Raw genomic sequence first — 19,316 nt, 5'->3', positions numbered from 1 at the left:
CACGGATAATGCATCCTATCATCAAATTGGTTTCCCAGCGCCTCGCGCTGGGAATCCTATTGCTGTTTGGCGCTTCGGCCTTGATTTTTGGCCTGACCGAAGCTCTTCCCGGAGACGCCGCGCAAGCCGTCCTGGGGCAGTCCGCAACCCCCGAGGCCTTGGCTAACCTCCGCGAAGAAATGGGCCTGAACCGCCCCGCCCTGACCCGCTATTTCGAATGGCTGGGAGGCATTGTTCAGGGCGACCTTGGTCAATCGCTTACCAACAAGCTTGATATTTCTGAGAGCATCGGAAAACGCCTCGGCAACACGCTTTTCCTGGCTTGTGTTGCGGCAATCGTTTCGGTTCCACTAGCGATTTTCCTTGGGCTGCTGGCCGTCAGGTACCGCAATCGCTGGCCAGACAAGCTGATTTCCGCCATCACATTGACGACGGTATCGATCCCCGAGTTTCTGATCGGCTACGTTGTGATCTATTACATCTCAGTCAAACTGGGATGGTTTTCCTCGCTTGCCATGGTCAATGATTCCATGTCCATCGGCCAGAAACTGTACGCCGTCGCCTTGCCGGCATTTGTTCTGACACTTGTGGTGCTGGCGCAGATGATGCGTATGACCCGGGCTGCAATTCTGAACCTGATGCAATCCGCTTATATCGAAACGGCAGAGCTTAAGGGCCTGAGCACATTTCAGGTCATCGCGCGGCATGCCTTTCCCAACGCAATCTCGCCCATCGTGAACGTCGTCATGCTGAACCTCGCCTATCTGGTTGTCGGCGTTGTCGTGGTCGAAGTTGTCTTCGTCTATCCCGGCATGGGGCAGTACCTTGTGGACGCCGTGACCAAGCGTGACGTGCCGGTCGTTCTGGCCTGCGGCGTGGTGTTCGCGGCTGTTTACATCGGCCTGAACATGGTCGCGGATATCGTCTCGATCCTTGCAAACCCAAGACTGAGGCATCCGAAATGAAGAACATTCCTATTTCGGCTCTGATTGGCCTTATGTTCACCGGCGCCTATTTCTTCGTGGCAATCGCTGCCCCGTTGATCGCGCCCTACGGGATGGCGGAAGTGGTCGGCGATGTATGGGAGCCGACCAGTGCCGAGCACCTGCTGGGTACTGACAATATCGGCCGTGACCTGCTGACCCGCATGATCTATGGCGGGCGCACGACGATCTTCATTGCCGCCGCCGCGACATTGCTCAGCTTTCTGACCGGTACCTCGCTCGGTTTGCTGGCCGCCGTTCTGGGCGGTTGGGCGGATCAGGCGCTCAGCCGGACAGTCGATCTGATCATGTCGATCCCGACCCTGATCCTCGCGCTGGTCATTCTGGCCATCGTTCCGGTCACTGTTCCGATCCTGATCCTTGTCATGGGCCTTCTGGATGCGACACGCCCCTATCGCCTGTCGCGGTCCGTTGCCGTGGATATCAACGTGATGGATTACGTCGAAGCCGCAAAACTGCGCGGTGAGGGACGGGCTTGGATCATCTTCCGGGAAATCCTGCCGAATGCATTGTCCCCATTGGTGGCCGAGTTTGGACTGCGGTTCATCTTCATGGTGCTGTTCATCTCTACCCTGTCCTTCCTGGGCCTAGGCGTACAGCCCCCACTGGCCGACTGGGGTGGCATCGTGAAGGAAAACAAAGATGGCATCGTCTATGGCATTGGCGCGGCGCTGTACCCGGCTGTCGCCATCGCGACGCTGGCGATTTCGGTCAACCTTGTGGCTGACTGGATCCTGAACCGAACCACATCGCTGAAAGGAGGCCGGGGATGAGTGATACCCTTCTCAAGGTCCGCGACCTCAAGATCGGTGCAACCGTTTACCCACCGGGTGAGAAACCCCATGACATCGAAATCGTGCACGGGGTCAGTTTTGACCTCGAGCGCGGCAAGGTGTTGGGCCTGATCGGTGAATCCGGTGCTGGGAAATCCACAATCGGTCTCGCATCAATGGCCTATGGCCGGGGTGGCGTTGAAATCACCGGCGGCGAAGTCTGGGTCAACGGACGTGACGTCCTGAAGTCATCGCATGGCGATATCCGCAATCTGCGCGGGGGTGAGGTTGCCTATGTCTCGCAATCCGCTGCCGCGTCGTTCAACCCGGCCAAGAAGATCATGGATCAGGTTGTCGAAGCCGCGGTTGAGCACAAGAAGTTCAGCCGCAAAGAGGCCGAAGGCCGCGCGCGCGAACTGTTCGCCAAGCTGGGATTGCCCGATCCTGACAACATCGGCAGCCGTTATCCGCACCAGGTCTCAGGCGGTCAGTTGCAGCGTTGCATGACCGCTCTGGCTCTGTGCCCCGAACCTGATCTGGTGGTGTTCGACGAACCGACCACAGCGCTTGATGTGACCACCCAGATCGACGTTCTGATGGCAATCAAGGATGCCATTCGCGATACCGGCGTTGCCGCTTTGTACATCACGCATGACCTGGCCGTTGTCGCGCAGGTCAGCGACGATATCATGGTTTTGCGGATGGGTGATACAGTCGAATACGGCAGCACCGACCAGATCATCAACAACCCGCAGGAAGAGTATACGCAGGCTTTGGTCTCGGTTCGTTCAATCGAGCACGAAGAAAAACAGCCCACGCCGCAACCGCTGCTCACCGTCGAAGGCATCACGGCACGCTACAAGGGGCTGAACTTCGACGTGCTGCACAACGTCAATGTCGAACTTCATCCGGGACAGACGCTGGCGGTCGTTGGCGAATCCGGTTCGGGCAAGTCAACACTGGCCCGGGTTATCACCGGCCTGTTGCCGCCGCGCGATGGTGAGATCAATTTTGCCGGGCGCACACTTTCGCCGAACCTTGCGGGACGGTCTCGCGAGGATCTGCGCGAGTTGCAGATGATCTATCAGATGGCAGACGTGGCAATGAATCCACGCCAGACCGTCGGCACCATCATCGGCCGCCCGTTGGAGTTCTATTTCAACATGCGCGGCGCTGAGAAGCGCAAACGGATCATCGAGTTGTTGGATGAGATCGAGCTGGGTGAAAAATTCATCGACCGCTATCCTGCGGAACTGTCTGGCGGCCAGAAACAGCGTGTCTGTATCGCGCGGTCGCTGGCGGCAAAGCCCAAGATGATCATCTGTGACGAGGTCACTTCAGCGCTGGATCCGCTGGTGGCGGACGGCATCCTGAAACTGTTGCTGGACTTACAGAAGATCGAGGATGTGGCGTATCTGTTCATCACCCACGATCTGGCGACGGTCCGCGCGATCAGCGACAGCATCGCGGTGATGTATCAGGGTCGCGTGGCCCGTTATGGCTCAAAGAGTCAGGTGCTGAGCCCGCCTTTCGACGATTATACCGACCTGCTGCTCAGTTCGGTGCCTGAAATGCACCTGGGCTGGCTCGAGGAAGTTGTCGCCCATCGCAAGATGGAAAGCGCCGGGAACTGATCCGGTTCGCGACAATTCAATGGCGGTTTGAAATCCCGGCACTTTGTCTGATGACAGGTGTCGGGATTTTGCTATTGGGGGCGCAAAGTGGCAGCCGATGGACGTCGAATCTCCTAGGGTCGCCGGAACGCAATGTCTCTCAAAGGGCCTCGACATGGACCGCAAGCTACTTCTCATCATTCTGGACGGTGTCCCCTATCGCAATTTTCGCCGCCTGTTCGGCAATCTCGAAGGCTGGGTCGACAGCGGCGAAGCGCGTGTCTGGAAACTGCGCGCGGTGCTGCCTTCGACATCGGCCAGTTGCTATGCGTCGATCCACACAGGCGTGACGCCGCAAGAGCACGGCTGCACCGGGAATGGAAACGTCTTCCGGCTGAACCACAAGGACGTCTTTAGTCAGGTGCGTGAATCCGGTGGTGTGACCGGAGCGGTGACACACAGCTACTGGTCGCAGTTCTTCAACCGTCATCCCTTTGATTACGTCCGCGACATCGAATATGACGAACCCGAAAGCCGGACGATCAACCATGGCCGTTTTCACAGCATGACCGGCTATGGCAAAGCCAATCAGATGACGCCATCCGATGTCGACCTGTATGCCACTCTGACCAATCTGTGCCTGCGGTTCGGGCTGGACTATGGCATTCTGCACACCTGCACGCTGGACAGTATGGGCCACCGTTTCTTCCACGATTGTGAAGAAATGGATCACGCCTGCTTTGTCGCCGACGAGATGCTGGCCCCTTTCATCCCCCGCTGGCGCCAGTTGGGATATGAAGTGGTCGTCACGGCGGATCACGGCCAAGACGAGCGTGGGCACCACGGTGGACGCAGCCCGCTGCAACAGGAAACGGCGCTGTATTATTTCGGCGACGCCGAAGGGCCAGACTCTGAGACCGTCATAAACCAGTTGCAATTGGCCCCGACCATCCTGAGCCGGATAGGTGCCCCCATTGCAGAGACAATGAAGGCCGAACCGTTTCTGCGGTAATGCGCATGCAGCTTCGGGGTCGCTTATGTGGCCTTTGCGGCCACCATTGTCGCAAACACCTGATATCCGTAAAGTGACCCGTTTCGAGCACGTCTTTCGTGCTCGGCCACAAGCCCCGCCGCCAATTCTTTTCCGATGTCACCTCGCTCGTACATTTGCTTGGTGGTCAGGTCGACCCAAGGCAACATGTGCTCTGGTGTTGATACAACTCTGCTCTGAACGTCAAAGTGCCTAACAGAAAGTCCGGCATCGGCAATCATTGGCCTGAGTTTTGCGACGACAAAGGGATCGGTCACAAACTCGCGGACGAACTCTTTTGCGCAGATATCCAGTGGATCATTTGGAAAAGAGCTGAACGTCGCTTTGGAAAAATCAGCGTCACACACAATCAACAAACCATCAGGTTTAAGCACTCTGAAAGCCTCGGCAACCAGAGATTCGGGATCTTCCACATGCGTTAGCACCGTATGCATAATGACCGCATCGACGGCATCATCTTCCAAAGGCAGCGCGGCACCGTCCGCCACCTTAAACGTCAGGTTCGAATACTCTTTAGCCCGATCGCTGGCTTCCGAGACAAACCCTTTCGAGGGTTCAAACCCGACAACTTCTGCCGGGTGGCAGCGTGATGCGATGCGACGCGTTACGGCGCCTGCACCCGCACCGACCTCTACAACTGTGGACGCCCGCGTCACATGCAGATGATCCAGATACGCAGCAACGATCCGTTCCATGGTCGGGTCCGCTTGCCGTTGGTCCATTGAATCCGCAAACAACTTGATGAATTCAGGCCCTGCGGCATCAACGTTCTGGAAGGGGTCGGTCATAACCTAAAGTCTCCTTGGAAATTCCAAGAGATTATACCACAGCCTAACGGTTTGTTGGGTTGTGAACGTACCGGGCTTTCGAGCACAATTGCCGAGACATTCGCTGCATTAGTCGTAGGACCAAATCCCCTGCCCCAGCGCTTCTATCGCAACCGAAATACGTTCGAAACTGTCAGCCGCACGTTTCACCGAGGTTCTCGCGCGCAGATAGCCGTGAACAAGACCGGATTCGTTGATCCAGTGGGCCCGCCCGCCCGCCGCGTTGATCCGCCTGCAATAAACCTGCCCGTCGTCTCGCAGCGGATCGCAATCAGCCGTTACAACCACGGTCGGCGGCAGGTTTGAAAAGTCAATGTCCTGCAACGGAGCATAGGTTGGATCGCCCTTGGGCTGAACGCCCGAGTATCGGACGGTTTCATAAAACTTGATTTCATACAACGTCAGCAAGGGGGCCTGGGCATGTTCCGTGTAGGACCCCTGACTGGGGTCCCCACCGAGGCCCGGGTAGATCAGCACCTGCCCCAGGATCCCGTCCAAACGCTCGCGCGCGTGATGGGAAACAGCGGCAGCTAGATTTCCACCGGCGCTGTCACCGGCCAATATCAGCGGGTCACCGTATTCGCTTGCAGCCCAGTTCGCAGCCGTCCAACAGTCATCAAACTGTGCCGGGTGCACATGTTCAGGGCACAGCCGGTAATCGACGGCGACGACCCGGTACCCGGTTTGGACGCATAACTCAGCGCAAACATCGTCGTGGCTTTCGAGACCACCAACAACGAAACCGCCACCATGAAAATAGACGACTGTTCGGGTTGGTTGCCCGGCAGAGTAGATACGAACCGGAACACCATCGGCCGCCCTGTCCTCTGTTTCCACGCCAGCCGGGCGTGGTTGGCGAAAGTCCTGACACATGGTGTCATAGACACGGCGCTGATCCTCAATCGACAACTGTACCGCGTCATCAGGATAGCTTTCGGCCGTGCGACGTATGAACGCCCAGGTTTCTTCGTCGATCAGGCGTTCATAGTCCATTGTCCCTCCGGCTTATTCAGACCACTCCCATGGCCGGGTGTATACCCCCAGCACTTTAGCAACATCGTCTTCCGAAGATCCGTTCGCGTCAAGCTGCGCGACCAGGCCGCGCTTCTTGTCATCGATGACAGAAACCACCCGTGCCGCTAAACCAGCATCCTCGAGAGCGCCGTTGTAGATACGAGTGATAGCCTGTTTCCGAAGATCAGGCTTGAACACCTTGCCAACGGCAGTTTTGGGCAGCTCATCCAGAATGGTCATGTGCTTGGGTTGCGCCGCGCGTTCATGCACGTGAACCTTGCAGTAATCCATCAACTCTTTTTCGGTGACCGATGCGCCCTCGACCAGTTCGACAAAGGCGCAGGGAACTTCACCGGAATGCGCATCCGGCTGGCCGATAGCACCGGCAAAAGCAACGGTTTCATGGCCCAGCAAAGCCTCTTCGATCTCAGCAGGATCGATATTGTGACCGCCACGAATGATCAGGTCCTTCGCCCGACCGGTGATCCACAGATACCCATCTTCGTCGAAGCGCCCCAGATCACCTGTGCGCAGGTACTCATCGAAGTGATACAGGTTAACGTTCTTGTCGGCCTCGGTGTAGGTATTTCCCGCATAGACACCTGGGTTCGAGATACAGATCTCACCGATTTGATCAGTCCCGCATTCGGTCGGTCCGTCCGGCCCGTCCTGCAGGATTTTGACGTCTGTATAAGGAAACGGAATACCGATCGATCCGATCTTTTTCTCGCCGTCCACTGGATTGCACGAGACCAAGCACGTTGCTTCTGTCAGACCATACCCTTCGACAATGGTGACGCCGGTGGCTTCTTCAAACCGGCGGAACAGTTCCACCGGCAGCGGGGCCGAGCCCGAGAAGGCCGTTTTTACGCTTGAGATATCGGCATCGACCGGGCGTTGCATCTTGGCTGAAATCGCAGTTGGCACGGTAATGATAAAGCTCACATTCCAACGCTCGATCAGCTTCCAGAAATTGTCGAACACCCCGTCGCCGCGATATCCCTGTGGTGTCGGGAAAACCACATGGGCACCGGATGAAACGGCTGCCATCACAATCACGTGCACCGCGAAAACGTGGAACATGGGCAGCGGGCACATGATGACGTCGTTTTCGTCAAACAGAAGCGTGCTTCCCAACCAGCCGTTGTAGATCAGGCCGGAATACTTGTGCTGCGCCACCTTCGGCATACCTGTGGTGCCACCGGTATGGAAGTAACAGGCGACACGATCTTCCTTGCTGTCTTCAAAAGTCAGCGTCGTCGGCTGTTTGGCCAATTCAGTGTGGAAGTTCTTGTAATCCGCATGGGCGAGCTTTTCCTTGTCGCCCATCTTGGGGCGCAGGAACGGCACCAGCCATGATTTGGGCGGGGTCAGATACCGGTTCAGGTCAATTTCCAGAATGGTATTGACCTTGGGTGCGTGGCGCACCGCTTCCTCGACCTTCTGGGCGACATCTGTTTTCGGGAAGGATTTCAGCGTCACCACGACCTTGGCGCCGGTCTCGCGCAGGATCGCGGCGATCTGTTCCGGTTCAAGCAGGGGATTGATCGGGTTCACGATCCCCGCGACCGCACCGCCCATCAGTGTGACCAATGTCTCATTGCAATTGGGCAGCACATAAGCAACCACGTCTTTTTCGCCCACACCCAGCGAGCGGAACAGGTTAGCCGCCTGATTGACCTGAGCCAAAAGTTGCGACCAGGTCAGGGTCTCGGCCTTGTCGTTCGGGCCCGAGAACAGTTGGAAACTCATGGCATTATGGTTGGGAAACTTCCCTGCCGTGCGCGACAAAAGCTGATGGAAGGTGACAGGCAAATCCCGATCCTCCCACGGCATTTCCTGTTCCATACGCTTCTTGTCTTCCAATCCCACAAAGGCCATGTGGTTCCTCCCGTATATTCTCCCGCGTTTTGCGCGGGCTTGTTATTCGCGACCAAGATGGAAGCAAAACAAACCTCGCGCAAGCGAGGCCTTAGCCTTCAAGGGGGGTAAAATGTAGAATGACGCTACGGCGAATTCGCAAATGCCGGAGCGTCACTCTTATTCGGCGGCGACACCATCGGTGAACTGCAGGCGCGCAAGGCGTGCATACAGCCCGTCCTGAGACACCAGATCCTCGTGGCTGCCTTGCGCTACGATGCGGCCTTCTTCCAGCACAACGATGCGGTCGGCTTTTTTCACAGTTGCCAATCTATGCGCAACGATCAGGGTCGTGCGCCCGGCACGCATCTTGTCCACAGCACCTTGCACTGCGCGTTCACTTTCCGCATCCAGCGCCGAAGTCGCCTCGTCCAGCAGCAGAACCGGCGCGTCGCGCAGGATTGCGCGGGCAATGGCGATACGTTGCTTCTGCCCGCCGGACAGCATGACACCCCGTTCGCCGACAAAGCTGTCATATCCTTCTGGCAAGGCCGCGATAAAGTCATGCGCGGCAGCGGCACGCGCGGCAGATTCGACTTCTGCATCCGAGGCGTCCTGACGCCCAAAGCGGATGTTTTCACGCGCGGACGCAGCAAAGATCACAGGATCCTGAGGCACCAAAGCCATGTGGTGGCGGAAGTCTGACCGGTCAAGGTCGCGCAGATCAAGGCCATCCAGCGTCACGCGACCCGAATTTGGATCATAGAAGCGCTGGATCAGTTGAATCACGGTTGTTTTTCCCGCACCCGATGGCCCGACAAATGCGACCGTCTCGCCGGGTTTCACCAAAAGCGAGAGATGATCCAGTGCAACTGTATCGGGGCGCGCCGGGTAGCGGAAGCTGACGTCTTCAAACCGGATTTCGCCCTGAATGTCTTTGGGCAGCGCTTTAGGATTGGCAGGGTCGGTGACAGTATCTTCTGCATGCAGCAACTCGACCAGACGCTCGGTGGCACCTGCGGCGCGCTGAAGTTCGCTCCAAATTTCGGACAGGGCTGCCACTGAACCTGCCATGATGATCGAATAGATCACGAACTGGATCAGAACGCCTTCGGTCATTAGCCCGTTTCGCACGTCGTTCGCACCCATCCACAGAACGCCAACAATACCCGAGAAGACCAGGAAGATCACGATAACCGTCAGGACCGCACGGGTCTGTATGCGGCGCAGCGATACACCGTAAGAGGTCTCGGTCATCTCACCGAATTGCTGACGGCTGGCTTGTTCGTGAGAAAAGGCCTGAACGGTCTGCACTGCCCCCAATGCCTCACCCGCATTGCCGGACGAGGCGGCGATCCAGTCCTGATTCTCGCGGCTGATCACGCGAAGGCGGCGGCCAAGAACGAGAATCGGCACTATGACGACAGGGATCAGCAACAATACCAGCCCGGTCAGTTTGGCAGATGTCAGCAGCATCAGAACCAGCCCACCGACGAACATCAACAAATTTCGCAGGGCAATGGACACGGATGAACCAAGAACCGATTGGATCAGCGTCGTATCAGTGGTGATCCGGCTTAGCACCTCACCTGTCATGATGCGTTCGTAGAATTCCGGGCTCATGCCGATGACGCGGTCAAACACCGCCTTGCGGATATCAGCCACCACCCGTTCACCCAGACGGGTGACCAGTGCATACCGAATACCGGTGCCCACGGCTAGAACGGCGGCAATGCCGAGCGCGGCCAGAAAATACCAATCCAGAAGCTCGCCATCCTGAATGCGGAAATTGTCAACGACGCGCCGTACTGCCAGTGGCAGCGTCAGGGTCATGCTCGCCGTCAAAATCAACGCCAGCGTCGCGCCGATCATCAGGAACTTGTAGGGCTTCATGAACGGCCAAAGCGAGGCCAGCACCCCAATCTTCTTTGAACGGGCGCGTTCTTCAGAGGCGCCGGGGGCTGCGGCATTTGCTGGTTTGCTGACGGTTTGTCTTGCCATGTCTGGCCTTTGTGTCCTGAACGGTACTGAGTGACCGCTTTCTTGGAGGTACAGTCAGGTATGGTCAAGCATCACGACCACAATCGGTAGGTCGAAAGGGCCATTTGACGCAGAATTTAATGAAAGGAATGGAGCGGGTAGACGGAATCGAACCGACATAGCCTGCTTGGAAGGCAGGGGCTTTACCATTAAGCTATACCCGCAAATGGTTTGCGCTGGTTAAGTCATGCGTTCGGGCACGTCAAGCCGGAAGTGGCAAATTTAGTGGTGCATTTTTTCGGAAACTGCGCCGCCCACTACCGGACGTTCAGTCCTGGTTACGGAATATTCTGGTCGACGAGAAAAACCGTTCCAGTTCTTCAATCCGCTCCTTGCTTTCTTCCCACCGTGCCTCCTGCACTTCTGCAATCAGTGTTTCTGAAATCAACTGCAAGGCAATCGTCGAATCCCAACTGGATGGTGCCTCAACCAGCGCGTGGAAGGAATAATTGGCGGTCTTTCCTATCGGTGACCCCCATTGATCCGTAAACAGCACAACGGTGACGCCGCGGCCCGAGGCAACCTGTGCCAGCTTCTCCAGATGCGCCTCGTAACGGCGGATGTCGAAGATCACCAGAACGGATGATTCATCCATATCCAAAAGGTATTGCGGCCAGACATTCGCCGAATTGCCCAGCATCGTCACATTGGGTCGGATGATCTGCATGTGATTGAACAGGTAATCCGCGTTTGACCGGGTGATGCGGCCACCAACGACATAAAGATGGCGCTCTGTCTCTGCCAGAAGATGCGCAACGGCATCGAACATCTCTTTGTCCAGACGTTCCAGCGTGTGGCGCATGTTGGTCCATACCGCTTGCGCAAAGCGCGTTGTTGGATGCTCAGCCTCATCATCCACAACCCAGGCGTCCCGCTTCGAGATCGGCTTTTTGATCTGCGCCGCCACTTCTTCGCGCAGCGCGTCCTGCAGGTCCGGGAACCCGTCGAAGCCAAGCTTGCGCGCCATGCGAATAACGGTCGGGGTCGAAACCTGCGCTGCAGCGGCCAGCTTGGTGATCGATTGCAAACCGGCCATCGGATAATCCTGCAACAGGACAGAGGCCAACTGCCGCTCGGAGCGTGTCAGATCGTCCAGCTCATCCTGAATCCGCTGTTTGACAAGTTTGGCAACGGTGGCCATTGGCGCTCTCATTTCTTAAATTTTTTACAGAATATGTTTGTTTGTAATTTTGTCTACAGAAATTTTCTTGACAGGTGAGAAGTTGCTGTAACAAATGCTACCTATGCGTCACGAGACCGAGTCATCATTGCTACAGCCGACTGAAGCCCCGGCAGCCCGCGTGCTCAATGCGCACGGTCGCGCGCCTGCTGTGCTGATATGCGAACATGCAAGCCGGTTTATTCCTGCCGCGCTGGGTGGATTGGGGCTGGATGAGGTGGCTGCGTCTTCTCATGCGGCGTGGGACATCGGCGCGCTGGACCTTTCGGTGGAACTGATGGGCGCTTTGGATGCGCCGCTTGTCCACTCGCGCGTCAGTCGGCTGGTTTATGACTGCAACCGTCCGCCCGAACGCGAAGATGCCATGCCGCAGGTCAGCGAAGTGTTTTCCGTTCCCGGAAACATGAACCTGACGGACGCTCAACGTGCCCAGCGGGTTCGCGATGTCTATGAACCGTTCAAACAGCTGGTTTCATCTACGCTGGATTCGCGACGTGAACCGCCGGTTGTGTTTACGATCCACAGCTTCACGCCTGTCTACAAAGGACAACCCAGATCGGTAGAGCTGGGAATTCTCCATGATGCAGACGACTGCGCCGCACAACTCATGCTGCGGCACTCGGAAGGCTCGGGGCTACGTGTGGCTTTGAATGAGCCCTACTCGGCCACAGATGGCGTCACACACACGTTGCGCGAACACGCGATCAGGCGTGGGCTTCCAAATGTCATGATCGAAGTCCGAAACGATCTGATCGACTCACCAAAAGGCGTGAATCGCATTGCGGGATTGCTGATGCCAATTCTGCAATCGGTCATCAAAGACATATCGCACGCAGAGGCGAAACCATGAGAACAGAGGTATCGAGATGAATTTTATGCGGGGATATGTGGCGGTCATTGACCGCGCGAACCGCTGGATCGGGCGCGTTGTCATGTACGGAATATTCGTCATGATGGGCATCCTGCTCTGGTCCTCGATCTCGAAAACGTTCTTTCTGCCATCGCTATGGACACTGGAGATGGCCCAGTTCGCAATGGTCGCCTACTACATTCTGGGCGGCCCTTATTCGATCCAGATGGGGTCCAACGTCCGCATGGACCTGCTGTACGGCGAATGGTCCGACCGCCGTCGGGCATGGACGGATGCGATCACCGTCTTTTTCCTGATAACCTATCTTGGTGTGATGATTTATGGCGGATACGACTCGCTGAGCTATTCGCTGCAATATGGTGAACGCAGCCCGACGGCGTGGCGTCCCTATCTGTGGCCGATCAAGGTCATAATGGTCGTGGGTCTGTTCCTGATGTTGCTTCAGGCAATCTCGGAACTGTTCAAAGATATTCTGCGCCTCCAGGGCGATGACATCCCGCGCGAGGTGATCTGATGTCCTACGAGTTGATCGCCATCCTGATGTTTTCGACCATGATGCTGATGCTAATGACCGGGCAGCGCGTTTTTGGCGCGATTGGTTTCGTCGCCGTGATGGCCGCCCTGTTCCTGTGGGGGGATCGCGGCGGCTATGACATTGGTTTTTCGGCAGCCATGAAGCTGATGAAATGGTACCCGCTGCTGACCCTGCCGATGTTCATCTTCATGGGCTACGTTTTGGCCGAGTCCAAAATCGCAGACGATCTGTACAAGATGTTCCACGTCTGGATGGGCGGTCTGAACGGCGGTCTCGCGATTGGCACGATTGGCCTTATGGTGCTGATTTCGGCCATGAACGGGCTGAGTGTTGCGGGCATGGCCATCGGAGCGACCATTGCGCTGCCTGAGTTGCTTAAACGTGGGTACGACAAGAAGATGGTGACCGGGGTGATACAAGCCGGATCATCACTGGGCATCCTTGTGCCACCCTCCGTCGTGCTGGTTCTTTATGCAATGATCGCGCGCCAGCCGGTTGGGCAGCTGTGGCTTGCCGGGCTGCTTCCCGGGCTGATGATGGCTGCAATGTTCATCCTGTATATCGTGATCCGCTGCCGCATTAACCCGGCCTTGGGGCCGGCTCTGTCAGCCGAAGAGCGCGACGTGCCCATGGCAGAGAAACTGCGCCTGTTGCGCGCGGGCCTTCTGCCTTTGGCTATATTCGCCGCGATGATGGTGCCTTTCGTCAACGGCTGGACCTCGCTGGTCGAAAGCTCGGCCATCGGCGCCTTGACGGCGTTCGCCGCGGCCATTTTCAAAGGCCGTATGACACGCGAAGTATTCGAGACCTCGGTCCGGTCAACGTTGGGCATCACCTGTATGTTCATGTGGATCATCCTCGCCGCGCTCGCGTTCGGAGCCGTATTCGACGGGCTGGGCGCGGTGCGCGCAATCGAGAACCTGTTTACCGAACGTCTGGGCCTGAACCCTTGGCTGATCCTGATCTTGATGCAGCTCAGCTTTATCCTGATGGGCACGTTTCTGGACGACACTGCCATGCTGGTGATCGTCGCGCCTTTGTACGTTCCCCTGGTCGGCGCAATGGGATTCGATCTGATCTGGTATGGAGTGCTCTATACGATCACGACCCAGATCGCCTATATGACACCGCCCTTCGGCTATAACCTGTTCCTGATGCGCGCGATGGCACCGCCAGAGATTTCGCTGCGCGACATCTACGGGTCAATCCTGCCTTTCGTGATGGTGATGACGCTGGCGCTGGCGATTATCATGACCTTCCCGCAGATCGCGCTCTGGCTGCCCGAATACGTTTACAACAAATGATCCTGGATCAAACCGGGGCTTCGCGGGCAATCCCCGCATAACTGAAACTGACCAACGGAGAGAGAGAATGACGAACAGACGTACATTTCTGAAAGGTGCCGCGGCGGCCCCCGCTGCTGCGCTGGCGACGCCTGCACTGGCGCAATCGACCATCAGATGGCGGATGCAGACCTATGCCGGCCCGGCGTTGGCCGAACACGTGATCGACCCCGCCATCAAGATGTTCAACACAATCGCCGGCGACCGGATGCAGATCGAGCTGTTCTATGCCGATCAGCTGGTTCCAACGGGTGAATTGTTCCGCGCCATGCAGCGCGGCACGATTGATGCCGTGCAGTCGGATGATGACTCGATGGCGTCGCCCACCGAGGTCACTGTTTTCGGCGGCTATTTCCCATTCGCATCACGCTATTCTTTGGATGTGCCGGTTCTGTTCAACCAGTACGGCCTGAATGAAATCTGGGACGAGCAATATTCGGCAGTCGGTGTAAAACACATCTCGGCCGGTGCGTGGGACCCTTGCCACTTTGCCACCAAAGACCCGATCAACAGTCTCGCTGACCTGCAGGGCAAGCGTGTCTTCACCTTCCCGACTGCGGGCCGCTTCCTGTCTCAGTTCGGCGTTGTGCCGGTCACCCTGCCCTGGGAAGACATCGAAGTCGCGGTTCAAACTGGTGAGCTGGACGGCATCGCATGGTCCGGCATCACCGAAGACTACACTGTCGGCTGGGCGGATGTGACCAACTACTTCCTGACCAACAACATTTCGGGCGCATGGGCTGGATCGTTCTTCGCCAACATGGATCGCTGGAATGAGTTGCCCGAAGACCTGCAGACCTTGTTCCGCGTTTGCACCGATCAGTCGCACTATTACCGTCAGTGGTGGTACTGGGGCGGTGAAGCCAGCCTGCGCGTCAATGGCGACAAGATGCAGCTGACCTCGATTCCGGACGAAGAATGGGCGACGGTCGAGGCGGCCGCCGTTGCATTCTGGGATGAGATAGCAGCCGAGTCCGAGACCAAGGCGAAGGTTGTTGAAATCTTCAAACAGTATAACGCCGACATGCTGAAGGCTGGACGGCCCTACCGCTACGGCTAAGAATTGGCCAAGCGACCTGCCCCTTCCGTGGGGGCGGGTCAAACAGGACGAATGGCCGATGATGGACCTCGGCAAAGATAAAGGTGGCACATGCTCACGTTCGAACATCTGAAAACGCAGGTATCCGAGGGTTCGGTTGACACGGTTTTGGTCTGCATGGTGGACATGCAGGGCCGATTGATGGGCAAACGATTTCACGCGGGCCATTTCGTGGCAGGCGCTTGGGAAGAGACCCATTGCTGCAACTACCTGCTGGCCACCGATCTGGAGATGGCGACACCCGATGGCTATGCCTCGACCAGTTGGGAGCGGGGCTATGGCGATTATGTCATGAAGCCGGACCTTAGCACCCTGCGCCCGGTGCCGTGGCTTGAGGGCACGGTGATGGTGATGTGTGATGTGCTGGATCATCACACCCATGAGGAAGTGCCGCACGCACCGCGTTCAATCCTGAAAAAGCAGGTCAACCGTTTGAAAGCCATGGGCTATGACGCCATGACGGCGACCGAGCTTGAGTTTTTCCTGTTCGAAAAGAGCTTTGATCAGATCCGCAAGGAAGGGTTCCGCGATCTGGCGCCGATATCGGGCTATAACGAAGACTATCACATCCTGCAGACCACCAAGGAAGAACATGTGATGCGTCCGATCCGCAACCATCTGTGGGATGCGGGTATTCCGGTTGAGAACACCAAAGGTGAGGCCGAGACTGGGCAGGAAGAGCTGAACATCAAATACGCGCCCGCCATGGATACAGCCGAGTACCACTCGATTGCCAAAAACGCGGTGAAAGAGATCGCGTGGCAGCATGGTCATGCGGCGACTTTCCTGCCGAAATGGCATCACGATAAGGTGGGCAGTTCATCCCACGTGCATCAGTCACTGTGGGCCGACGGCAAGCCCGCCTTTTACGATGACGCTGACGAGCTGGGCATGTCGGCGCTAATGAAGAACTACATGGCCGGTCTGCTGAAATACGCCCCGGATTATACCTGTTTCATGGCACCCTACATCAACAGCTACAAACGCTTCATGAAAGGCACCTTCGCGCCGACGCGGATCATCTGGTCAGTGGACAACCGCACCGCTGGTTTCCGCCTGTGCGGAGACGGCACCAAAGCTGTGCGAGTCGAGTGCCGGATTCCGGGCTCAGATATGAACCCCTATCTGGCGATGGCTGGCATGCTGGCGGCAGGGATCGCGGGCATCGAAGAGGAGTTGGACTTGCAGCCACCCACCCAAGGGGACGTTTATCAGGGCGAGACTGGCATGATCCCCGGCAACCTTCGTGCGGCGCGGGATGCCCTGCATGGTTCGGTCATGTTGCGGGCGGCCATGGGCGATGACGTCGTCGACCACTATACCCGTGCTGCTGAGGTCGAAATCGAGGAGTTCGAGCGCGTGGTGACGGATTGGGAAATCGCCCGCGGGTTCGAGCGGGCGTGAGTTCGGGTCGTGCTGGGGGCTCTGCCCCCAGCCCCCGGGATATTTTTAGCCAGATGAAGCAGGGTTCTTGTTTCTTTCGGAAATGGAGTGAAAATGGGGCAGATATTGAAATGTGTCTCGCCGATCGACGGATCGGTTTTTGCCGAACGTGAAGTATTGTCGCGAGACGCCGCTTCCGGGGCCGCAGCCCGCGCTCGGGCTGCTCAGGCGGAATGGGCGACCCGTCCGTTGCAGGAGCGGATTGATCTTGTGATGGCTGGCGTGGCCGCCATTGGTGCCATGAACGATGAGATCGTGCCCGAACTGGCCCATATGATGGGTCGCCCGGTGCGTTATGGTGGTGAGTTCGGTGGGTTCAACGAACGCGCAAGCCACATGGCGAGGATTGCCGAGGCGTCCCTGGCAGATATCGCTGTGGGCGAGGATGAGACGTTCAAGCGTTATATCAAGCGCATCCCGCACGGGGTCGTCTTTGTGGTGGCGCCCTGGAACTATCCTTACATGACGGCGATCAACACGGTCGCACCGGCGCTTATCGCGGGCAACACGGTCGTCCTGAAACACGCCACCCAGACCTTGCTGGTGGGCGAGCGCATGGCAAGGGCGTTCCATTCGGCGGGTGTGCCCGAGGACGTGTTCCAGAACGTCTTTCTGAACCACGATGTTACGAACGACCTGATTGCGGGTAACGCGTTTGATTTTGTGAACTTCACCGGTTCGGTCGGCGGCGGCCAGGCGATGGAACGTGCCGCGGCGGGCACATTTACCGGCGTCGGCACCGAGCTGGGCGGCAAGGATCCCGGCTATGTCATGGACGACGCCGATCTGGATGCCGCAGTCGACACGCTGATTGACGGTGCGATGTTCAATTCGGGCCAGTGTTGTTGTGGTATTGAGCGGATCTATGTCCACGAAAGCCTCTATGATGACTTTGTCGCCAAGGCGGTGGACATCGTGAAGGGGTACAAACTGGGCAACCCGCTGGATGCCGAGACAACGATTGGACCGATGGCCAATGTGCGTTTTGCCGATGAGGTGCGAGCACAGATCGCCGAGGCGGTTGCATCCGGCGCGGTCGCGCATATCGACACCTTCGCTGAAGACGATGGTGGCGCGTATCTGACACCGCAAATCCTGACCAATGTCACCCATGACATGCGCGTGATGCGGGACGAGAGCTTTGGGCCCGTGGTGGGCATCATGAAAGTGTCATCCGACGAAGAGGCCATCGCATTGATGAATGACAGTGAGTTTGGCCTGACCGCCAGCCTGTGGACCCGTGATGTGGATCGTGCGGCGCGGATAGGTGACCGGATTGAAACGGGCACTGTGTTCATGAACCGCGCCGACTATCTGGACCCCGGCCTGTGCTGGACGGGCTGCAAGAATACCGGGCGCGGCGGCGGTCTGTCCGTGATCGGATATCACAACCTGACACGTCCCAAATCCTACCACCTCAAAAAGGTAACGGGCTAAGGACGACGGCCTGCTTCGGACCCACCCCCTCGCCGAAGCAGGCCTTATTTTGCAAAGGAAACCTGACATGACACTTGTTGGAAACTGGTCCTATCCGACCGCCATCAAATTCGGAGCCGGGCGCATCAGGGAATTACCCGAAGCCTGCGCCGCCGCCGGAATGAAGAAGCCATTGCTGGTCACGGACAAGGGGCTGGCCGATCTGCCCATCACCACCGCGACACTGGATATCATGGACGCCGCCGGCCTGGGCCGTGGGGTGTTCAGCGATGTGGACCCCAACCCGAATGAGAAGAACCTCGAGGCCGGAGTTGCGACCTACAACGCGGGTGGCCATGACGGGGTGATCGCCTTTGGCGGCGGCTCCGGGCTGGATCTGGGCAAGATGGTCGCATTCATGGCGGGTCAGACCCGCCCCGTTTGGGATTTTGAGGATATAGGCGACTGGTGGACCCGTGCCGATGCCGACGTTATCGCGCCAATCATTGCGGTTCCGACCACCGCAGGGACAGGGTCGGAAGTGGGCCGCGCAAGCGTCATCACCAATTCCGAGACCCATGCCAAGAAGATCATCTTTCATCCCAAGGTTCTGCCCACCGTTGTGATTTGCGACCCGGATCTGACCGTCGGAATGCCCAAGTTCATCACGGCAGGAACAGGCCTGGACGCCTTCGCGCATTGCGTCGAAGCCTTCTCGAGCCCGCATTATCACCCGATGAGCCAGGGCATCGCGCTGGAAGGTATGCGACTGGTGAAGGAGTACTTGCCACGCGCTTATGCTGACGGTACCGATATCGAAGCCCGCGCCCAGATGATGAGCGCCGCTGCCATGGGCGCAACGGCATTCCAGAAGGGCCTTGGCGCGATCCACGCGATGAGCCACCCAATTGGTGCGGTATTCAACACCCATCACGGCACCACAAACGCGGTCTGCATGCCCGCTGTTCTGGACTTCAACGCCCCGGCCATTGCAGACCGGTTCCAGCAAGCCGCGGCATATCTGGACATCGACGGTGGCTTCGATGGGTTCCGCGCCTTCGTGCAGGATTTCAACGACAGCCTTGGCATCCCCCGCACTCTGTCCGACCTGGGTGCGACCGAAGCCTCAATCGCAGAGCTTGTCGAAGGGGCGATCGTCGATCCTTCATGCGGCGGAAACCCGATTGAGTTGACGAAAGACAACCTGACGCAGCTGTTCAAGGCAGCTCTGTAAAACCAAGGGCCCG

The 19,316-nt window shown here is 57.6% G+C and carries 16 protein-coding genes and 1 tRNA gene; 11 read left to right on the top strand and 6 right to left on the bottom strand.

Annotation, left to right across the window (positions count from 1 at the left end):
- The first annotated feature begins 8 nt into the window (after positions 1 to 8).
- From AC2FLP_RS00160 to AC2FLP_RS00145, 4 genes are all read left to right on the top strand, one after another.
- The gene (locus AC2FLP_RS00160; RefSeq protein WP_117868220.1) at positions 9 to 965 is read left to right on the top strand and encodes an ABC transporter permease; all 957 of its coding nucleotides are present in this window, start codon (positions 9 to 11) and stop codon (positions 963 to 965) included.
- Positions 962 to 1,777 carry an ABC transporter permease gene (locus tag AC2FLP_RS00155; RefSeq protein ID WP_117868219.1) on the top strand — a complete coding sequence of 272 codons (816 nt, stop codon included), beginning with the start codon at positions 962 to 964 and terminating at the stop codon, positions 1,775 to 1,777. Before AC2FLP_RS00160 ends, AC2FLP_RS00155 begins: the two co-directional genes overlap by 4 nt.
- On the top strand, positions 1,774 to 3,411 hold the full coding sequence (locus AC2FLP_RS00150; protein WP_299895067.1) for an ABC transporter ATP-binding protein: 1,638 nt from the start codon (positions 1,774 to 1,776) through the stop codon (positions 3,409 to 3,411). Before AC2FLP_RS00155 ends, AC2FLP_RS00150 begins: the two co-directional genes overlap by 4 nt.
- Positions 3,412 to 3,565: 154 nt before the next feature.
- Complete coding sequence (locus tag AC2FLP_RS00145) at positions 3,566 to 4,402, top strand: alkaline phosphatase family protein (protein ID WP_299895070.1); 837 nt, start codon at positions 3,566 to 3,568, stop codon at positions 4,400 to 4,402.
- Positions 4,403 to 4,425: 23 nt separating this feature from the next.
- Here the strand turns inward: AC2FLP_RS00145 and AC2FLP_RS00140 are convergent, their stop codons facing one another.
- The 6 genes from AC2FLP_RS00140 to AC2FLP_RS00115 all read right to left on the bottom strand — a co-directional run bounded on the left by AC2FLP_RS00140 (position 4,426) and on the right by AC2FLP_RS00115 (position 11,323).
- The gene (locus AC2FLP_RS00140) at positions 4,426 to 5,229 is read right to left on the bottom strand and encodes a class I SAM-dependent methyltransferase (protein WP_299895073.1); all 804 of its coding nucleotides are present in this window, start codon (positions 5,227 to 5,229) and stop codon (positions 4,426 to 4,428) included.
- A 108-nt stretch (positions 5,230 to 5,337) separates the two neighbouring features.
- Positions 5,338 to 6,261: an alpha/beta hydrolase gene (locus AC2FLP_RS00135; protein WP_299895076.1), complete on the bottom strand. Its 924-nt coding sequence runs from the start codon at positions 6,259 to 6,261 to the stop codon at positions 5,338 to 5,340.
- 12 nt (positions 6,262 to 6,273) lie between these two features.
- Entirely contained in the window at positions 6,274 to 8,163 is a 1,890-nt protein-coding gene (locus tag AC2FLP_RS00130; protein ID WP_299895079.1) for an acyl-CoA synthetase, read from the bottom strand.
- A gap of 159 nt (positions 8,164 to 8,322) precedes the next feature.
- A complete protein-coding gene (locus tag AC2FLP_RS00125) occupies positions 8,323 to 10,143 on the bottom strand; it encodes an ABC transporter transmembrane domain-containing protein (protein ID WP_496681547.1) in 1,821 nt (606 codons plus the stop codon).
- Positions 10,144 to 10,272: 129 nt separating this feature from the next.
- Positions 10,273 to 10,346: transfer RNA gene (locus tag AC2FLP_RS00120), tRNA-Gly, on the bottom strand.
- A gap of 104 nt (positions 10,347 to 10,450) precedes the next feature.
- Positions 10,451 to 11,323, bottom strand: a complete 873-nt coding sequence (locus AC2FLP_RS00115; RefSeq protein WP_117868212.1) for a MurR/RpiR family transcriptional regulator — start codon at positions 11,321 to 11,323, stop codon at positions 10,451 to 10,453.
- Positions 11,324 to 11,450: 127 nt separating this feature from the next.
- Between AC2FLP_RS00115 and AC2FLP_RS00110 the strand changes: the two genes are divergently transcribed.
- The 7 genes from AC2FLP_RS00110 (at position 11,451) to AC2FLP_RS00080 (ending at position 19,303) form a co-directional block, all read left to right on the top strand.
- Positions 11,451 to 12,212 (top strand): N-formylglutamate amidohydrolase, encoded by a 762-nt coding sequence (locus tag AC2FLP_RS00110; RefSeq protein WP_254683766.1) that lies wholly within the window; start codon positions 11,451 to 11,453, stop codon positions 12,210 to 12,212.
- A 16-nt stretch (positions 12,213 to 12,228) separates the two neighbouring features.
- Positions 12,229 to 12,747 (top strand): TRAP transporter small permease subunit, encoded by a 519-nt coding sequence (locus tag AC2FLP_RS00105; protein WP_496681551.1) that lies wholly within the window; start codon positions 12,229 to 12,231, stop codon positions 12,745 to 12,747.
- The gene (locus tag AC2FLP_RS00100) at positions 12,747 to 14,072 is read left to right on the top strand and encodes a TRAP transporter large permease (protein ID WP_299895087.1); all 1,326 of its coding nucleotides are present in this window, start codon (positions 12,747 to 12,749) and stop codon (positions 14,070 to 14,072) included. Before AC2FLP_RS00105 ends, AC2FLP_RS00100 begins: the two co-directional genes overlap by 1 nt.
- A 67-nt stretch (positions 14,073 to 14,139) precedes the next feature.
- A complete protein-coding gene (locus AC2FLP_RS00095) occupies positions 14,140 to 15,171 on the top strand; it encodes a TRAP transporter substrate-binding protein (RefSeq protein ID WP_299895090.1) in 1,032 nt (343 codons plus the stop codon).
- Positions 15,172 to 15,261: 90 nt separating this feature from the next.
- Positions 15,262 to 16,614 (top strand): glutamine synthetase family protein, encoded by a 1,353-nt coding sequence (locus AC2FLP_RS00090; protein ID WP_299895093.1) that lies wholly within the window; start codon positions 15,262 to 15,264, stop codon positions 16,612 to 16,614.
- Positions 16,615 to 16,707: 93 nt separating this feature from the next.
- The gene (locus AC2FLP_RS00085) at positions 16,708 to 18,090 is read left to right on the top strand and encodes an aldehyde dehydrogenase family protein (RefSeq protein WP_496681556.1); all 1,383 of its coding nucleotides are present in this window, start codon (positions 16,708 to 16,710) and stop codon (positions 18,088 to 18,090) included.
- Positions 18,091 to 18,157: 67 nt separating this feature from the next.
- The gene (locus AC2FLP_RS00080) at positions 18,158 to 19,303 is read left to right on the top strand and encodes an iron-containing alcohol dehydrogenase (protein ID WP_496681559.1); all 1,146 of its coding nucleotides are present in this window, start codon (positions 18,158 to 18,160) and stop codon (positions 19,301 to 19,303) included.
- Positions 19,304 to 19,316: the final 13 nt, after the last annotated feature.

The organism is Ruegeria sp. CDSA141 (genome assembly GCF_059612005.1).
Note: the sequence above shows the minus strand (reverse complement) of the source record. Positions and strands in the feature narration are given on the sequence as shown.